This window comes from Halopseudomonas sp. (assembly GCF_038130085.1).
Classification (GTDB): domain Bacteria; phylum Pseudomonadota; class Gammaproteobacteria; order Pseudomonadales; family Pseudomonadaceae; genus Halopseudomonas.
Genome location: NZ_JAYPMU010000007.1, coordinates 132,709 through 149,878, shown reverse-complemented (window position 1 = coordinate 149,878; position 17,170 = coordinate 132,709). Strand labels below are relative to the sequence as shown.

Genomic DNA, 17,170 nt, shown 5'->3' with positions numbered 1-17,170 from the left:
CACCTCACAGAATCACCAGCGGGCAGTCCTGCAGCGGATGCTGCTGGACCTGCACCTGAACCCCAAACACGCGCGCAATGCGCTCTGCCTGCAATACGTCCCAAGGCGCCCCCAGAGCATCCAGCCGCCCTTGATGCAGCAGCAAAACCCGATCAGCAAACGCCGCTGCCAGATTCAGATCATGCAGCACCACCAGCACGCTGAGCCCCCGTGCGGCCATCACCCGCGCCTGCTGCATGATCAGCCGCTGATGGGCCAGATCCAGCGAGGCGGTCGGTTCGTCCAGCAGCAGGCAACCACCCTCTCCTGCCTCCCAGACCTGAGCCAGCACCCGCGCCAGATGCACCCGCTGACGCTCGCCACCCGACAGCGCGAGGTAGCTGCGACCCGCCAGGTGGCCGACATCCGCTGCGGCCATCGCCTGCGCGCAGACCCGCTGATCCTGCTGCACGCCAGCGGCATGCGGCATGCGCCCCAGCGCCACCACTTCTTCAACGCGAAACGGAAACACCAATTCGGATTGCTGTGGCAATACCGCCAGGGAACGCGCGCGCTCGAGCGCCGGCCAGTCGGCCAATGCGCGCGTGCCCAACCGTACCTGACCGGCATCCGCCTTCAACTCACCACTGAGCGCAGCCAGCAAGGTACTCTTGCCCGCGCCGTTGGTACCCAGCACCGCCATCACCTCGCCCACCCGCAGCTCAAACGACAGATCCGTCAGCACCGGCCGGCCGGCACGACTGCAACTCAACCGCTCTACGCTGAGCATCAGAACGCTCCCTGGCGCCGCACGCGCATCAACAGTGACAGGAAGAACGGCGCCCCAAGCAACGCAGTGATGATGCCCAGCGGCAGCTCAGCTGGCGCCAGCAGCAGACGCGCAACCACATCAGACAGCAGCAGCAGAGCCGCTCCCAGCACCATCGAGGCCGGCAGCAGCCAGCGGTGATCCGGGCCCAGCAGCAGGCGAACCAGATGCGGCACCACCAGACCGACAAAACCGATCAGGCCACACGCCGCTACACAGGCGCCAACCCCGAGTGCGGTCAGCAACACCAGCTCGCGCTTGACCCGTTCCACCTCGACCCCAAGATGCCGCGCCTCAGATTCGCCCAGTAGCAGCGCATTCAACGCTGGCGCCAGTCGTGGCAAACGCCACCACACCGGCAGACAGCAGAGCGCCAGCAACCCCACCCGGGCATAGTCGGCACCCGCCAGGCTGCCCATATTCCAGAAGGTCAGGGTGCGCAGCATGCTGTCATCAGCCAGATAACTCAGCAGGCCGACCAGCGCGCCGCTGATCGCGGTGATAGCGATACCCGCCAGCAACATGCTCGCCACCGACGTCCCCTGTACCGACTGCCCGAGTCGATAGACCAGCGCGGTACACGCCACCCCGCCGGCAAAGGCGCCGAGCACCGTCAGGTAAGGCAGCACGTTCGCGCCGAGCGGCCCGACCAGCAGCGCCCCCAGCACAATGACGGCGGCAGCGCCCAGCGCGGCACCACTGGAAATACCGATCAACCCCGGGTCAGCCAAGGGGTTCCGAAACAGCCCCTGCATCGCCGCACCGGTCAGCGCCAACGTGGCACCGGCGACAATCCCCATCAACATGCGCGGCAAGCGAATCTGTTCGATGATCAACTGCTGATCGACCGGCGCAGCGCCACCGCCAAAACGCCAGAACAGCGCACGCAGGGTATCGGCCGGCGCAATGCTGACAGGGCCGAGCGCCAGCGCCAGCAGGCAGGCCACCAGCAGCAACATCAGCAGAAGTGTGAGTACCAGCCTCTTGTAGCGCGGCTGCAGCACCATGTCGTGTTCCTGTTACCGATCCATGGCGAGTACGCCACGGGTGAAAGAGCTGCCAGCATACCGGGCGCGATTGACGCCGTCATGGCGATGGCTGGCTTTCCCTTGCTGGTCGCAGGATAATCGGCGCCATGTCTGACGCTGACTTTCTCCCGCAACCTCTTTGCCGCCTCGACGAGTTACCGATGCGCGGCAGCAAGGGCATTACATATCAAGGCCAGGCACTGTTTCTGGTCCGTCAGGGTGAGCAGGTTTACCTGTACGAAAACCGCTGTCCGCATCGCGGCATTGGCCTGGAATGGGTGCCGGATCAGTTCCTCGACAGCTCGGGCCGGCTGATCCAGTGCGCGACCCACGGCGCCCTGTTTCTACCGGAAAGCGGTGAGTGCGTCGCCGGGCCCTGCGTCGGCCAAGCTCTCCGCCAGCTGGGCTGCTACATAAGCAACGGGCACGTCTGGCTGGCCGACAAACCGCCGTCATAGATACACCGGCAGCGCGCCGCGTACCTCCATGCCCTGTGGCTGCGGCCAGACCGACCAGGCCAGCACGTCCACTCCCCGCGCAGCGGCCTCGCGCAGCAGTCGGCCATACTCGGCATCGATTTCATCGGCTGGGCGAACCTGTTCGATGCCCGAATGCATGACGCAGAACAGCAGGCAGGCTCGCCGACCGTTTTCCACCACCTCAATCAGTTCTCTCAGATGTTTCTGGCCACGGGCGCTGACCGCATCCGGGAAGGCGCCGATGCCCTCACCCAACGCCAGCGTCACGCTCTTCACCTCAACCACGCATTCTGGCTGAGCGCCACCCGACAGCAGAAAATCGAAGCGGCTGGCGCCACCGGGCAGACGCACTTCCGTGCGCTGCTCCGGATAACCCGCCAGCGGGGCAATCAAGCCGGCTTGCAACGCTTTGGCCACCACCCGGTTAGCCCGCGCGCTATGGATACAGGCCAACTGGCCTGGCGCAATTTCGACCAGTTCCCAGGTGCCCGGCAGCTTGCGCCCGGGCTTGTAATCCAGGCTCACCCACACCCGATCGCCGGGCTGCCCGCAATTGCGCATCGAACCGGTATTGGGGCAATGCACCGTCAACTCTTGCCCATCCGGCAGACGGATATCGGCGAGAAAGCGCTTGTAGCGACGCAGCAGCGTCGCTTCCTGCAGCGGCGTCTCGAATGGAATCAGCATCCGGGCGACCAACTGTCCAGCGCCCGTGCAATCCGCTCGACCGCTTGCTCCAGCCGTTCCAGCGAGGTGGTATAGGCCAGTCGCAGGTGCTGCTCCGCGCGGTGATGACCGAAGTCCAGCCCGGGTGTCAGGGCCACAAACTCGCGCTCGATCACGTGCTGACAGAAGCTCGCGCTGTCGCCCCCCAACGCCTGCATGTCGGCATATAGATAGAAGGCGCCCTGCGGGGTAACCGGCACTTTAAAGCCGAGGTCACGAATAGCTGGCAGCAGGAAGTCACGGCGCACCTGGAAGGCGCGACGACGGATCTCGCAGATCTCCCGGCTTTCTTCGCCGAAGGCCGCCAGCGCTGCCTGCTGCGCCATGTGTGGCGCGCAGATATAGAGGTTCTGCGCCAGCTTTTCCAGCTCCGGCACCGCCGCCTCGGGCGCGACCAGCCAGCCCAGGCGCCAGCCGGTCATGCCGAAGTATTTGGAGAAACTGTTGAGCACAAAGGCGTCGTCAGCCACCTCCAGTACGGACGGCGCATCCAGCCCGTAGGTCAGTCCGTGGTAGATCTCGTCAACGATCAGCTCTGCGCCGAGGCGCCGGCAGGTGGCCGACATTGCGGCCAACTCCTCGCGCGACAGCAAGGTCCCGGTCGGGTTGGCCGGCGACGCCGCCAGCACCGCAACGCAATCGCTGTCCCAATGCTGCTCGATCAGTTCAGGGGTCAGCTGATAGTTGGTTTCCGGACCGGTCGGCACCAGCACCGCACGCCCTTCTACCAGACGAAGAAAATGCCGATTGCAGGGATAGGCGGGGTCCGCCATCAAGACTTTGCGGCCCGGTTCGACCAACAAAGCACTAACCAGCAACAGCGCTGCCGAGCCACCCGGCGTCACCACCACCCGGGCCGGGTCCAGCGCCAGCCCATGACGTTGCTGATACAGGCCGGCGATGGCCTCACGCAACGCCGGCAACCCCAAAGCAGGCGTGTAACTGGTGCAACCGTTGGCAAGCGCCTGCTGACCGGCACGAATGATCGGTTCGGGGGTGCTGAAGTCCGGCTCGCCGATTTCCATGTGAATGACGTCACGCCCCTGCGCTTCAAGCGCACGGGCACGGGCCAGAACGGCCATCACGTGAAAAGGCTGGATGTCCTGAACCCGGCGGGCCCAGTGCGACTGCGACATAGAAAGATCCTGAGAGGGCGGCAAAAACGACGATGATACCCTGCCAGAGCCGCGCTGGCAGCGGCTCTGCACCCCCTGCCGAGCCTTCTGGCGCCAAACAGTAGCGCAGGCCATCAGGTTCTGGTAGTTTTGCCCGCTTGCAGGCTTTTGGCCGAAGCACGTCAGGTTGCGTGGGTGGGACCTGAAACAGGAAGATCGAGCAACAAGTGAGGGGTTCTCATGCCCAGCAATGCCAAGCAGAAAACATCAATGTTGATCCGCGGCTTCGTCCCCTATCAGGAAAAGAAGGGTGAGGAGTACATGAACGAGCAGCAGCTCGCGCATTTCGCCAACATCCTCAACACCTGGAAGCAGGAGCTGATGGAAGAAGTAGACCGCACCGTGCACCACATGCAGGATGAAGCGGCCAACTTCCCCGACCCCGCTGACCGGGCCAGTCAGGAAGAAGAGTTCAGTCTGGAACTGCGTGCCCGCGACCGCGAGCGCAAGCTGATCAAGAAGATCGACCAGACCCTGCAGCGCATCGAAGAAGACGATTACGGCTTCTGCGACTCCTGCGGTGTCGAGATCGGCATCCGCCGTCTGGAAGCCCGCCCGACCGCGACGCTGTGCATCGACTGCAAGACCCTGGCAGAAATCAAGGAAAAGCAGGTCGGCAGCTGAGCCGGTCCGCTGTATTGCAGGCTGCCACCGCAGCCTGCAACGCCCTCCCCGCATGACCTCTCCCTACATTGGGCGCTTCGCCCCAACCCCCAGTGGCCTGTTGCACTTTGGCTCTCTGGTGGCCGCCTTGGCCAGCTATCTCGACGCCCGCCACGCCAATGGCCGCTGGCTGATTCGCATCGAAGACCTTGATCAGACGCGCAGCCAACCCGACGCGGAAGCGCAGATTCTGCGCGCGCTGGAGGACTTCGGCCTCGAACACGACGGCCAGATCGTGCGCCAAAGCGAGCGTCTGGAGCTCTACCGTGCACAGACCGAAAAATGGCTGAGCGCGGGTCTCGCGTATTACTGCGACTGTCCACGCAAGACCCTGCTGCAGCACGGCCCGGGGTATCCCGGCACCTGCGCCGCGCGACAGCTTCCGGCAGCCGCCGATCACGCGGTTCGCGTGCGGGTCAGCGACGCACCGATCACCTGTATCGACCGCCTGCAACCAGCGCTAACCCAGAATCTGGCCAACGAGTTGGGCGACTTCATCATCCGCCGCCGCGACGGCGTTTACGCGTATCAGTTGGCCGTGGTGCTGGACGACATCGATCAGGGTATAACCGACGTCGTGCGCGGCGCCGATCTGCTGGACTCGACACCGCGGCAGATGTGGCTGTACCAGTTGCTCGGCCACACACCGCCGCGGTACCTGCACGTTCCGTTAATCATGCGCCCCGATGGCGAGAAACTCAGCAAGCGGCTCGGCTCTGCCGCTCTGCAGAGCGCGCGAGCGCCCGAGACGCTTTGGCGCGCCTTGCGTGCCCTGGCTCAGCCAATACCCGAAGAACTGCGTGGCGCACCCGTCACCGAGCTGCTGCAGTGGGGCATAACCCACTGGCAACCCGAGCGCATGCCAGTCACCGAGCGCATTCTTGAAGCCAATCTGCCAAGTTGATTGCTTGGCAAGCCAGGGCGCTCTGATTACCATCACTGGCTGAACCGCGACACGCCCCTCCGGGGAGTTGCCCCAACCGACGGATACCCATGTACATCTATCGACTGGTACTGCTGCTGGTAATCGGCATCTACCTGTTCTCCCCGGCCATCATGGACTGGTGGATAGAACCACAGGGTGCCTGGTACCGACCCTACGTGCTGTGGCTGATTCTGATCATCGCCGGCATGCTGCTACAGAGCCCCAAAGATGCCGACGAGCTTTGATCTCAGCCAACTGCTGCTGATCAGTATTCTTTACCTGATCCTGCTGTTCGGCGTTGCCTGGGCTACCGAGAACGGCCGCGTGCCGCGCGCCATCCTGCGCCATCCGGCCATCTACACCCTGTCGCTCGGCGTCTACGCCAGCGCCTGGGCGTTCTACGGCACGGTCGGATTGGCCTATCAGTACGGCTACGGTTTCCTCACCTATTACCTCGGGGTCTGCGGCGCCTTTCTGTTGGCGCCAGTGCTGCTCAACCCGATCCTGCGGATCACCCGCACCTATCAACTGTCGTCACTGGCTGACCTGTTTGCCTTCCGCTTCCGCAGCACCTGGGCCGGTACGCTGACCACGATATTCATGCTGGTCGGCGTCCTGCCGCTGCTGGCCCTGCAGATTCAGGCGGTCGCCGACTCGGTACAGATTCTGACCCAGGAATCCGGCCAGGGAACGGTGGCCCTCGGTTTCTGCGTGCTGATCATTCTATTTGCCATCCTGTTCGGCGCCCGCCACATCTCGGCCCGTGAGAAGCACGAAGGGCTGGTCATGGCGATCGCCTTCGAGTCGCTGGTCAAGCTGGTGTCCATCGGTGCCATCGGCCTGTACGCCCTGTACGTCGTATTCGATGGTCCGCAGGGGCTGCAGCTCTGGCTGGACAACAATCAGGAAGCACTAATCACGCTGCACACCCCGCTGCAGGAAGGGCCGTGGCGCACGCTGCTGCTGGTGTTTTTCTCCGCCGCCTTCGTGATGCCGCACATGTACCACATGGCCTTCACCGAGAACCTCAACCCGAGGGCGCTCGGCACAGCCAGCTGGGGACTGCCGCTGTTTCTGCTGCTGATGAGTCTGGCGGTACCGCCGATTCTCTGGGCCGGCCTGCATCTGGACGTGCGCACCAACCCCGAGTACTTCTCGCTCGGCCTGGGTGTCGCAGGTGGCTCGGAATGGCTGTCACTGGTGGCCTTCATCGGTGGCCTGTCTGCGGCCAGCGGCCTGATCATCGTCATTACCCTGGCCCTGTCGGGCATGGTGCTCAACCATCTGGTGCTGCCGCTTTACCAGCCCAGCGCCGACAACAACATTTACAGCTGGCTGCTGTGGACCCGGCGCACGCTGATCGCCGCCATCATCATGGCCGGCTACGGCTTCTATCGACTGCTTGGTGCCGAGCAGGATCTAGCCAACCTCGGCATCGCCTCGTTTGTCGCCACCGTGCAGTTCCTGCCGGGCACCCTGTCGGTACTCTATTGGCCGCAGGCCAATCGCCGCGGCTTTATCGGTGGCGTTATCGCCGGCATGCTGGTCTGGGCCGTTACCCTGCTGCTGCCGCTGGTGACCGAGCTGCCGGGCCTTAAACTGTTCGGTATCACCCTGTCGTTCAACGCCGACACTTGGCATCTCGCCGCCATTACCTCACTTGCCGTCAACGTGGTCGTGCTGGCTCTGGTTTCGCTGTTTACCCAGCGTTCCAGCGAAGAGCAGAGCGCCGCCGAAGCCTGCTCGGTGGACAACGTCAGCCGCCCGCAGCGCATGCAGTTGATGGCCTCATCGCCGCAGGAGTTCGCCCAGCAACTGGCCAAGCCACTCGGCAACAAGACCGCCCAGCAGGAAGTCGAGCAGGCGCTGCGGGATCTCAAGCTGCCGTTTGACGAACGCCGCCCCTATGCCCTGCGCCGCCTGCGGGATCGACTGGAGGCCAACCTGTCCGGACTGATGGGGCCGTCAGTCGCGCAGGACATCATCGAGACCTTCCTGCCGTTCAAGATGGGCCGCGACGGCTACATGACCGAAGACATCCACTTCATCGAAAACCGGCTGGAGGACTACCACAGCCGCCTGACCGGTCTGGCCGCCGAACTCGACGCCCTGCGCCGCTACCACCGCCAAACGCTGCAGCACCTGCCGATGGGCGTCTGCTCGCTGGCGCAGGACAACGAAATTCTGATGTGGAACCACGCCATGCAGGCGCTGACCGGTATCGAAGCCGACAGCGTGATCGGCTCACGCCTTAGCAGCCTGCCAGCACCCTGGCGCGACCTGTTCGAGCGCTTCGTCGAAGACCAGGCCTCGCACCTGCACAAACAGAAGCTGGCCATCAACGGCCACACCCAGTGGCTCAGTCTGCATAAAGCAGCGATCGACGAGCCCGGGTACGTCGGCGGCAGCGGCCTGGTGTTGCTGGTTGAGGACCAGACCGAAACCCAGATGCTGGAAGAAGAGTTGATGCACTCCGAGCGTCTGGCCTCAATTGGTCGCCTGGCTGCCGGCGTCGCCCATGAGATCGGCAATCCAATCACCGGCATCGCGTGTCTGGCCCAGAACCTGCGAGATGAGTCCGAGCAGTTCGAGTCGCGCGAGGCCGCCGAACACATTCTCGATCAAACCCGTCGCGTATCCCGCATCGTCCAGTCACTGGTCAACTTCGCCCACGTCGGCAGCCGCCACCATAACCCCAACGAGCCGGTCGATCTGGCCGCCTGCACCAACGAGGCCATCCACCTGCTCTCGCTGAACCGCAGGGGGCCGGAGGTCAAGTATGTTAACCTGTGCCGATCCGAGCATCTGGTGGCCGGTGATGCACAGCGTCTGGTTCAGGTGCTGATCAACCTGCTCGGCAACGCGCGTGACGCCAGCCAGGACGGCGACAGTATCACCATCGCCACCCAGGAAAACGAACATCAGGTACTGCTGCAGGTCGAGGATCAGGGCAGCGGTATCGATAAGGAAATCATGGACCGGCTGTTCGAGCCGTTCTTCACCACCAAGGAACCAGGGACAGGCACCGGGCTCGGATTGGCACTGGTCTACTCCATTATCGAAGAGCATTATGGGCAGATAACCATCGACAGCCCGGTCGACCAGATAACCCAGCGTGGCACCCGCTTCACCATTACCCTGCCGCGCTATAGCATGAACGGTAACGGCGCCCCTGCCTGAAGCTGTAAAAGGCGCCGTCACCTGTGAGGTAACTATGTCAGAGATTCTGGTTGTTGAAGACGAAGCCATCATCCGAACGGCACTAAAACGGATGCTGGAGCGCCACCACTACCAGGTAGAGGAAGCCGGCTCAGTCAGCGAGGCCGTCGAGCGACATGACCTCGACAGCTTCAAGCTGATCATCAGCGATCTGCGTCTGCCGGGCGAGCCCGGCACTGAACTGATTCGCCGCGCGCCTAATACCCCCGTATTGATCATGACCAGCTACGCCAGCCTGCGCTCGGCCGTAGACTCGATGAAGCTCGGCGCAGTCGACTATATTGCCAAGCCGTTCGACCACGACGAAATGGTCGAGACCGTGCAGCGCATCATTGCCGCCGGCAGCGAACGCAAACAGCAAGCCAGCGCCGCGCCAACTGCCGACCCGGCGCCCAAGGCAACCGCAGCCAGCAGCGACGGTGGTGGGCAAGACATGGGCATCATCGGCGCCTGCGACGCCATGCAAACGCTGTTCAAACGCATCCGCAAGGTCGCCCCCACCGATTCCACCGTACTGATTCAGGGCGAATCAGGCACGGGTAAGGAACTAGTCGCCCGCGCCATGCATGAGCAATCGCAGCGCGCCAAGGCGCCGCTGATTTCGGTGAACTGCGCCGCCATCCCCGAAACACTCATCGAGTCTGAACTGTTCGGTCACGAGAAGGGCTCTTTCACCGGCGCCACCAGCAACCGTACCGGTCTGGTCGAAGCGGCCGATGGCGGCACCCTGTTCCTCGACGAGATCGGCGAGTTGCCGCTGGAAGCACAGGCGCGCCTGTTGCGTGTGCTGCAGGAAGGCGAGATTCGTCGTGTCGGGTCGGTGCAGTCGCACAAGGTCGACGTCCGCCTGGTTGCAGCAACCCACCGTGACCTCAAGACCATGGCGCGCCAGGGCCTGTTCCGCGAAGACCTCTACTATCGACTGAATGTCATCGAGCTACGTCTGCCGCCGCTGCGCGAGCGCGGCCGCGACGTGATGCTCATCGCCGAGGCGCTGCTGCAACGGGCAGCACGCAACATGAACATGGAAGGCCTGCATTTCAGTCGAGACGCCGAGCGCGCGATTCTCGCCTACAGCTGGCCGGGCAACGTGCGCGAACTGGAAAACGCCATCGAGCGTTCCGCCATTCTCTGCGACCACGAGGAAATCACGTCGGATCTGCTGGGCATCGAGCTGGATGCCGAGATCGAGCGTGCATCAGAAGCGGCCAGCGCGCTGGAGACCATGAAGAACGATGTCACGCAGGGACAGGAGCCGGCCGAGGACCTGTCGCTGGAAGACTATTTCCAGCATTTTGTCCTTGAGCATCAGGATCACATGACTGAAACCCAACTGGCGCACAAGCTCGGCATCAGCCGCAAGTGCCTGTGGGAGCGTCGTCAGCGTCTGGGCATTCCGCGCAAAAAAACCGCCAGCACCTGATCCCACCTCCAGCAGGCTGCCGCTCCTCCGCAGCCTGCCTTACCCGCTTGCATGACCGTAACACCCGATCCCCACCCAAATGTGTTACCTGTTACCGCGAAAGTTCCCGCAAAACTGTTACCCCATCCCTACCCACAGGTAACACTTTAGTCGCATTCGAGGTAACACCTTAGGGGGTAACACGGGCCTTAAAAACACCCAAAAATCGCAAGCCATTGATTTAAAAGGATTTTAAAAAGTTGGCACGGCGAATGCTTTATATCTGGCACAACAACAATAAAAACCAAAACTCATAACAAAAATAACATTCGACTCCACACACAATAAAAACAAGACGTGAGAGACGCAGCAAACTGATTTTTTTGGAGAATAGCAGTCGGATCGCGAACAGGATGTTCGATTGGACAGAGAAGAATAAAAGTTGCCAGAGCAACCCACCGTCCAAAGCCACCCTTGAGGCCGTTTCGAACCTAAGCTTCCAAAGCAATCCGTTTGTTTTAGACAGCCCGAGATGGGTCAGTCGGAAAGCGGCGATTGCCGCTTCAAACAAACAAAAAGAACAGCTCTGATAAAAACAATAATAAAAAACCATTAGGGGGAGTTCACTACTCCCCTTGAGCTTTCTCCCTCACCAAGCTCATCCCGCGATTATCCCCTTTCTTACCTTTAGCGGCATTTCAGGCTAGAATGCACGTCAATCGTGGCCGACAGGCTATTTTCGCGTTCGGCCAAGCAGCCAGTTGCGCGATCCCATTCATAAGCGCTACCGTGCAGCTCCAGTACAGACCGAGCACTAGCTCCCTCTGATCGGCAGCCGGAACAACCCAACCCTATGATTCGAAAGCTGTTGCAGAAAATTCCATCGCCCTTCGGCCATCCCCAGCGCCGCCGTACCACGCCGAGCGTCATTCCCGCCAGCCAGCACAAGTTGCGCCGCGAACGCCTGAGCCGACACGCCGTCAGTGTGGTGGAACGCCTGCAGCAAGCCGGCTACCAGGCCTTCCTGGTCGGTGGCTGCGTACGCGACCTGCTGCTCGATATCACCCCCAAGGATTTTGACGTTGCGACCAGCGCGACGCCCGAACAGGTTCGCGCCACGTTCCGCAATGCGCGTCTGATTGGCCGCCGCTTCAAGCTGGTTCACGTCCATTTCGGCCGCGAAATCATCGAGGTTGCGACCTTCCGCGCCAACCACGAAGCCGAGGCGTCAGAGGAGCAATCGCGCCAAAGCGAGTCCGGTCGGTTGCTGCGCGACAACGTCTACGGCACCTTTGAACAGGACGCCCAGCGCCGCGACTTCACCATCAATGCGCTGTACTTCGACGTCAGCACCGGGCAAATTCACGACTTTGCCAATGGCGTACACGATATCCGCAACCGCCTGATCCGACTGATAGGTCGGCCAGAGCAGCGTTACCAGGAAGACCCGGTGCGCATGCTGCGGGCCGTGCGCTTTGCCGCCAAGCTGGACTTCGAAATCGAGCAGCACACTGCCGCCCCCATCGAGTCTATGGCGCCGCTACTGCACGACATTCCTGCCGCGCGCCTGTTCGATGAAAGTCTCAAGCTGCTGATGAGCGGCCAGGGCCTGGCAACCTTTGACCTGCTCTACCAGTACGATCTGGTCGCACCGCTGTTCCCGGATACCGACGACGCGATCCTCGAGCGCCCGGATTACACCCTGCAACTGGTTCGCCAGGCGCTGCGCAATACCGACGAGCGCATAGCCCAGGATAAGCCGGTCACCCCTGCTTTCCTGTTCGCCGCCATGCTCTGGCCAGCGCTACCGGCCCGCGTGCAATACCTTGAAGAACAAGGTATTCCGGCAATCCCTGCCTACCAGCAAGCGGCCCATGAGCTGCTTGCCGAACAGTGTCGACACACCGCGATTCCCAAACGTTTCAGCATCCCGATGCGCGAAATCTGGGACATGCAGCCGCGCCTTGAGCGTCGCAGCGGCCGCCGCGCCGACCAGTTACTGGAGCACCCTCGCTTCCGCGCGGCCTACGACTTCCTGCTGCTGCGCGAAGCGGCTGGCGAGGAGACTGACGGCCTTGGTCAATGGTGGACTCAATATCAGGACGCCAACCCCGACCAGCGCCGCCAGATGATTCGCGAGCTCGGTGACGGCAGCAAGGGCAGTGGCAAGCGCTCGCGCTCACGCCCCCGCAAAAACAAGCCGCGCAAGCCGCAGAGCAACTGATGCCACGCTGCTATATAGCCCTGGGTAGCAATCAGGGCGACCCCGTACAGCACGTGCAGACCGCCTGCACGGCGTTGCGCGCGCTACCACACAGCGAGCTGATCAGTTGCTCGTCGCTGTACCGCAGTGCGCCGATGGGGCCACAGGATCAACCGTCCTACATCAATGCCGTGCTTGCGCTGGACACCGACCTGGCACCCGAAGCCTTGCTCGATCAGCTACAGGCCATCGAGCAGGAGCATGGCCGGGTGCGCAAGGCCGAGCGCTGGGGGCCACGCACACTCGATCTGGACATCCTGCTGTATGGTGATCAGGTCATTCGCAGCGAGCGCCTGCAGGTACCCCACTACCATATGCATGCCCGCGTTTTCGTGCTGTACCCGCTGGCCGAGATCGCTCCAGCGCTACAAATGCCCGACGGTACAAGCCTGGACACACTGCTGCAGAACTGTCCACGCGGTGATCTGCAGGCATTGCCATTTTTTATACAACAGCCTGATGCGCAAACGGACTTGACACCCCCGGGCTGACACGTAGGATGCGATTCCGGTGACCAGCCAAGTGTTACCGGAAACCTGCCCGGCCAAGGCTATACTCTCGCCACGACACCCGGTACGAGAGTCAACTTCAACGGTGCCGAAGCGCCAAGCAACAGCCACACACTGGAATCAGCCATGCCTGACGTTACTCTGACCACGCTGAACAAACTCAAGCAAAGCGGCGAAAAGATCGTTTGTCTGACAGCCTACGACGCGACCTTCGCCCACGTTGAAAGTGAAGCCGGCGTTGAAGTCATTCTGATTGGCGACTCGCTGGGCATGGTCCTGCAAGGCCACGACAGCACGCTGCCAGTCAGTGTTGCCGATATGGCGTACCACACCGCAGCGGTAAAGCGCGGTAACAAGGGTGCGCTGATCATGGCCGACCTGCCGTTTATGGCCTACGCGACGCTGGAGCAGGCGCTGACCAACAGTGCTGCGCTGATGCAGGCGGGAGCCCATCTGGTCAAGCTTGAGGGCGGCCGCTGGCTGGCAGAAAGCATTGAAGTGCTGAGCCGCAACGGCATCCCGGTCTGTGCCCACATGGGCCTGACGCCGCAAACCGTCAACGTGCTTGGCGGCTTCAAGGTTCAGGGTCGCGACGAAGCCCAAGCCCGCGCCATGATCGAAGACGCCAAGGCGCTGGAAGCGGCCGGCGCCGCCATGCTGCTGCTCGAATGCGTGCCACCCGCACTGGCTAACGCCATTACCGCCGCGGTCAACGTACCGGTCATCGGTATCGGCGCCGGCAGCGGTACCGACGGTCAGGTGCTGGTGGTGCACGACATGCTGGGGCTGTCACTGAGTGGACGGGTTCCGCGCTTCGTGAAAAACTTCATGGCCGGCCAGCCTGACATCCAGTCGGCTATCCGCGCCTACGTCGAAGCGGTCAAGAAAGTCGAATTCCCAGCAGCCGAACACGAGTTCTGAGCCAATGAACACTTTGCACACCATCGCGCAAGTGCGCGCTGCGGTAAGTCGTGCCCGCCAGGAAGGCAAGCGTATCGGTATGGTACCCACCATGGGCAACCTGCACGCTGGCCATATTGCCCTGGTCGAGAAAGCGTTGCAGCGTACCGACTATGTGGTGGTCAGCATCTTCGTCAACCCGATGCAGTTCGGCCCGGGTGAGGACTTGGATAGCTATCCGCGTACGCTGGCAGAAGATCAGGAAAAGCTGCTGGATGTTGGCGCGCATCTGGTGTTCGCACCCAACGCCAGCGAGATGTACCCCGAAGGCATGGATGGGCATACGCGCGTCAGTGTTCCGGTGGTATCCGAAGGACTGTGCGGCGGCAGCCGCCCCGGCCACTTCGAAGGCGTAGCGACCGTGGTCAGCAAGCTGCTGAACATCGTCGGCCCCGATATAGCGGTCTTTGGCCAGAAGGACTACCAGCAGCTCGCGGTCATCCGCAAGATGGCGCAGGATCTCTGCCTGCCGGTGCAAATCATGGGGCATCCGACCATTCGTGCCGAAGACGGCCTGGCCCTGTCTTCACGCAATGGCTATCTCAGCGCCGAGCAGCGGGCCATCGCGCCGGTGCTGCAACAGACATTGCAGCAGATCGCCGCAGAGGTACAAAGCGGCCGCTGCGACTACGCCCAGATCATCAACGAGGCCAGCCAGCGGCTCAGCGACGTCGGCATGCGTCCGGACTATCTGGATCTGCGCGACGCCGGCAACCTTGCCCAGGTCGATGACCAGACCAGCGAGCTGGTCGTGCTCGCAGCCGCCTATCTCGGCACTACCCGCCTGATCGACAACCTCGAATTCAGCCGCTCCTGAGCGGCTGATCCCTTCTCCTGCGGGCGTATGCCGCTCGCCGATTTGACGCCACCCTCTCATACCAAAGAAGGGTTGTCTTGCCCCCCTCTCATGGCCGACGCTAAATGGCCTAAACTGACCGACTAACCCCAGCGGTTTCGCCGGTCTGGAATCTCTGCTGCAGCACCGGACAGACCCTCTGCAGGGCCGGCTGACAAGAGACTGCCTGATTCAATAACAAGAGGGGAATACCCATGTACGCAATCGAAAACCACAAGGTGTCCGAGTCCGCTCGCGCGCACACCCATCTGGATGACGCGACCTACCAGCGTATGTACAAGCAGTCGCTTGAGCAGCCCGATCAGTTCTGGGCCGAACAGGCAGAACGCTTCCTGACCTGGGACAAGCGCTGGAGCAAGGTGCACGAGAGTGACCTGAGCAAAGGCCAGGCCGCCTGGTTTGTCGACGGCAAGCTCAACGTCAGCGTCAACTGTATCGACCGCCACCTGGCCGAACACGGCGACGAAGTCGCCATCATCTGGGAAGGTGACGACCCGAGCGAAGACGCCCGCATCACCTACAACCAGCTGCACGACAAGGTCTGCCGACTGGCCAATGTGCTGAAAGAGCGCGGCGTCAGCAAGGGCGATCGCGTCTGCCTGTACATGCCGATGATCCCCGAAGCCGCCTACGCCATGCTCGCCTGCGCGCGCATTGGTGCGGTTCACTCCGTCGTCTTCGGAGGCTTCTCCCCGGACGCGCTGCGTGACCGCATTCTCGACGCCGACTGCCGCGCGGTGATCACCGCCGACGAAGGTGTGCGCGGTGGCAAGACCGTGCCGCTCAAGGTCAACGTCGAAAAAGCCCTGAAAGATTGCCCTGACGTGCACACCGTAGTGACCGTCAAGCGCACCGGCGCCGACGTTGCCTGGAACGAAGGCCGTGACGTCTGCTACACCGAAGCCACCGCTGCCGCCAGCAACCAGTGCGCGGCCGAGCCGATGGACAGCGAAGACCCGCTGTTCATCCTCTACACCTCCGGCTCCACCGGCAAACCCAAGGGTGTGCTGCACACCACCGGCGGCTACCTGCTGATGGCGGCGATGACCCACTACTACGTGTTCGACTACGTGCCGGGCGAAGTCTACTGGTGTACTGCCGATGTGGGCTGGATCACCGGCCACTCGTACATCGTCTACGGCCCGCTGTGTAACCGCGCCACCACCCTGCTGTTCGAAGGCGTGCCGACTTATCCGGATGCATCGCGCTGCTGGCAGGTGATCGACAAGCATCAGGTCAACATTTTCTACACCGCCCCGACCGCCCTGCGCGCACTGATGGCCAAAGGCGATGCACCGGTGAAATCGTCTTCCCGCGCCAGCCTGCGCCTGCTCGGCAGCGTCGGCGAGCCGATCAACCCGGAAGCCTGGGAATGGTACTACCACGTGGTTGGCGAGCAGCGCTGTCCGATCGTCGATACCTGGTGGCAGACCGAAACCGGCGCCGCCATGATCACCCCGCTGCCGGGCTGCACCATGCTCAAGCCGGGTTCTGCCACCCGCCCGTTCTTCGGCGTCGAGCCGGCCCTGTACGACCCGGAAGGCAACGAACTGGAAGGCGCGACCAGCGGCAACCTGGTGATCAAGCGCTCCTGGCCGAGCCAGATCCGCACCGTGTATGGCGACCACCAGCGCCTGATCGACACCTACTTCAGCACCTACAAGGACGTCTACTTCACCGGTGACGGTGCCCGTCGCGATGAGGACGGCTACTACTGGATCACCGGTCGCGTGGATGACGTACTCAACGTCTCCGGCCACCGCATCGGCACCGCCGAGGTGGAAAGCGCGCTGGTGCTGCACGACGCCGTCGCCGAGGCAGCGGTGGTTGGCTGCCCGCACGACATCAAGGGCCAGTGCATCTACGTCTACGTCACCCCGATGAACGGTGTCGAACCAAGCGAGGAGCTGGTCAAGGAACTGAAGGCCTTCGTGGCCGATCAGGTTGGCGCCTTTGCCCGCCCCGAGTTCATGCAATGGGCGCCGGGCCTGCCGAAGACCCGTTCTGGCAAGATCATGCGCCGCATTCTGCGCAAGATCGCCTGCAACGAGCTGGACAGCCTGGGCGACACCTCCACCCTCGCCGACCCGGCGGTCGTGCAGGACCTGATCGCCAATCGGATCGCCCACGCCTGAGGGCAATCCCGGCGCTGGTGCA

General features: G+C 62.5%; 15 protein-coding genes. 11 read left to right on the top strand and 4 right to left on the bottom strand.

Annotated features, from left to right (window positions below; translation table 11 throughout):
• Positions 1 to 4: 4 nt before the first annotated feature.
• On the bottom strand, positions 5 to 769 hold the full coding sequence (locus AAFM31_RS07725) for a heme ABC transporter ATP-binding protein (protein ID WP_341707337.1): 765 nt from the start codon (positions 767 to 769) through the stop codon (positions 5 to 7).
• Positions 769 to 1,815, bottom strand: a complete 1,047-nt coding sequence (locus tag AAFM31_RS07720; protein ID WP_341707336.1) for an iron ABC transporter permease — start codon at positions 1,813 to 1,815, stop codon at positions 769 to 771. The genes AAFM31_RS07725 and AAFM31_RS07720 overlap by 1 nt, the downstream gene beginning before the upstream one ends.
• A gap of 128 nt (positions 1,816 to 1,943) precedes the next feature.
• Here AAFM31_RS07720 and AAFM31_RS07715 point away from each other — a divergent pair, with 128 nt between their 5' ends.
• Positions 1,944 to 2,294 (top strand): Rieske (2Fe-2S) protein, encoded by a 351-nt coding sequence (locus AAFM31_RS07715; RefSeq protein ID WP_341707335.1) that lies wholly within the window; start codon positions 1,944 to 1,946, stop codon positions 2,292 to 2,294.
• Here the strand turns inward: AAFM31_RS07715 and sfsA are convergent.
• Both sfsA and AAFM31_RS07705 read right to left on the bottom strand, forming a co-directional pair.
• The gene (gene sfsA / locus AAFM31_RS07710; protein WP_371833024.1) at positions 2,289 to 2,996 is read right to left on the bottom strand and encodes a DNA/RNA nuclease SfsA; all 708 of its coding nucleotides are present in this window, start codon (positions 2,994 to 2,996) and stop codon (positions 2,289 to 2,291) included. The two genes, AAFM31_RS07715 and sfsA, sit on opposite strands and share 6 nt — an antisense overlap.
• Positions 2,996 to 4,177, bottom strand: coding sequence for a pyridoxal phosphate-dependent aminotransferase (locus AAFM31_RS07705; RefSeq protein ID WP_341707333.1), 1,182 nt, complete (start codon positions 4,175 to 4,177; stop codon positions 2,996 to 2,998). The genes sfsA and AAFM31_RS07705 overlap by 1 nt, the downstream gene beginning before the upstream one ends.
• A gap of 219 nt (positions 4,178 to 4,396) precedes the next feature.
• Between AAFM31_RS07705 and dksA the strand changes: the two genes are divergently transcribed.
• From dksA to acs, 10 genes are all read left to right on the top strand, one after another.
• A complete protein-coding gene (gene dksA / locus AAFM31_RS07700; RefSeq protein WP_341707332.1) occupies positions 4,397 to 4,840 on the top strand; it encodes an RNA polymerase-binding protein DksA in 444 nt (147 codons plus the stop codon).
• A gap of 52 nt (positions 4,841 to 4,892) precedes the next feature.
• Positions 4,893 to 5,783, top strand: coding sequence for a tRNA glutamyl-Q(34) synthetase GluQRS (gene gluQRS, locus AAFM31_RS07695; RefSeq protein WP_341707331.1), 891 nt, complete (start codon positions 4,893 to 4,895; stop codon positions 5,781 to 5,783).
• Between the two features lie 89 nt (positions 5,784 to 5,872).
• Entirely contained in the window at positions 5,873 to 6,049 is a 177-nt protein-coding gene (locus tag AAFM31_RS07690; RefSeq protein ID WP_090475058.1) for a hypothetical protein, read from the top strand.
• Positions 6,033 to 8,984 carry an ATP-binding protein gene (locus tag AAFM31_RS07685; RefSeq protein WP_341707330.1) on the top strand — a complete coding sequence of 984 codons (2,952 nt, stop codon included), beginning with the start codon at positions 6,033 to 6,035 and terminating at the stop codon, positions 8,982 to 8,984. Before AAFM31_RS07690 ends, AAFM31_RS07685 begins: the two co-directional genes overlap by 17 nt.
• Positions 8,985 to 9,018: 34 nt before the next feature.
• Complete coding sequence (locus AAFM31_RS07680) at positions 9,019 to 10,446, top strand: sigma-54 dependent transcriptional regulator (RefSeq protein ID WP_341707329.1); 1,428 nt, start codon at positions 9,019 to 9,021, stop codon at positions 10,444 to 10,446.
• Between the two features lie 832 nt (positions 10,447 to 11,278).
• Entirely contained in the window at positions 11,279 to 12,649 is a 1,371-nt protein-coding gene (locus AAFM31_RS07675; protein WP_341707328.1) for a polynucleotide adenylyltransferase PcnB, read from the top strand.
• Positions 12,649 to 13,179: a 2-amino-4-hydroxy-6-hydroxymethyldihydropteridine diphosphokinase gene (gene folK, locus AAFM31_RS07670; RefSeq protein ID WP_341707327.1), complete on the top strand. Its 531-nt coding sequence runs from the start codon at positions 12,649 to 12,651 to the stop codon at positions 13,177 to 13,179. Before AAFM31_RS07675 ends, folK begins: the two co-directional genes overlap by 1 nt.
• Positions 13,180 to 13,323: 144 nt before the next feature.
• The gene (gene panB, locus AAFM31_RS07665; protein ID WP_341707326.1) at positions 13,324 to 14,118 is read left to right on the top strand and encodes a 3-methyl-2-oxobutanoate hydroxymethyltransferase; all 795 of its coding nucleotides are present in this window, start codon (positions 13,324 to 13,326) and stop codon (positions 14,116 to 14,118) included.
• 4 nt (positions 14,119 to 14,122) lie between these two features.
• The gene (gene panC / locus AAFM31_RS07660) at positions 14,123 to 14,974 is read left to right on the top strand and encodes a pantoate--beta-alanine ligase (protein WP_341707325.1); all 852 of its coding nucleotides are present in this window, start codon (positions 14,123 to 14,125) and stop codon (positions 14,972 to 14,974) included.
• A 233-nt stretch (positions 14,975 to 15,207) separates the two neighbouring features.
• Positions 15,208 to 17,148 (top strand): acetate--CoA ligase, encoded by a 1,941-nt coding sequence (gene acs, locus AAFM31_RS07655; protein ID WP_341707324.1) that lies wholly within the window; start codon positions 15,208 to 15,210, stop codon positions 17,146 to 17,148.
• Positions 17,149 to 17,170 lie beyond the last annotated feature (22 nt).

What these genes read in the sequence shown, in the direction of transcription:
- AAFM31_RS07715 (WP_341707335.1), top strand. Translation starts at nt 1,944, where the DNA reads ATGTCTGACGCTGACTTTCTCCCGCAACCTCTTTGCCGCCTCGACGAG.
- AAFM31_RS07705 (WP_341707333.1), bottom strand. Translation starts at nt 4,177, where the DNA reads ATGTCGCAGTCGCACTGGGCCCGCCGGGTTCAGGACATCCAGCCTTTT.
- folK (WP_341707327.1), top strand. Translation starts at nt 12,649, where the DNA reads ATGCCACGCTGCTATATAGCCCTGGGTAGCAATCAGGGCGACCCCGTA.
- dksA (WP_341707332.1), top strand. Translation starts at nt 4,397, where the DNA reads ATGCCCAGCAATGCCAAGCAGAAAACATCAATGTTGATCCGCGGCTTC.
- panC (WP_341707325.1), top strand. Translation starts at nt 14,123, where the DNA reads ATGAACACTTTGCACACCATCGCGCAAGTGCGCGCTGCGGTAAGTCGT.
- AAFM31_RS07685 (WP_341707330.1), top strand. Translation starts at nt 6,033, where the DNA reads ATGCCGACGAGCTTTGATCTCAGCCAACTGCTGCTGATCAGTATTCTT.
- AAFM31_RS07725 (WP_341707337.1), bottom strand. Translation starts at nt 769, where the DNA reads ATGCTCAGCGTAGAGCGGTTGAGTTGCAGTCGTGCCGGCCGGCCGGTG.
- gluQRS (WP_341707331.1), top strand. Translation starts at nt 4,893, where the DNA reads ATGACCTCTCCCTACATTGGGCGCTTCGCCCCAACCCCCAGTGGCCTG.
- AAFM31_RS07720 (WP_341707336.1), bottom strand. Translation starts at nt 1,815, where the DNA reads ATGGTGCTGCAGCCGCGCTACAAGAGGCTGGTACTCACACTTCTGCTG.
- AAFM31_RS07675 (WP_341707328.1), top strand. Translation starts at nt 11,279, where the DNA reads ATGATTCGAAAGCTGTTGCAGAAAATTCCATCGCCCTTCGGCCATCCC.
- acs (WP_341707324.1), top strand. Translation starts at nt 15,208, where the DNA reads ATGTACGCAATCGAAAACCACAAGGTGTCCGAGTCCGCTCGCGCGCAC.
- AAFM31_RS07690 (WP_090475058.1), top strand. Translation starts at nt 5,873, where the DNA reads ATGTACATCTATCGACTGGTACTGCTGCTGGTAATCGGCATCTACCTG.
- AAFM31_RS07680 (WP_341707329.1), top strand. Translation starts at nt 9,019, where the DNA reads ATGTCAGAGATTCTGGTTGTTGAAGACGAAGCCATCATCCGAACGGCA.
- panB (WP_341707326.1), top strand. Translation starts at nt 13,324, where the DNA reads ATGCCTGACGTTACTCTGACCACGCTGAACAAACTCAAGCAAAGCGGC.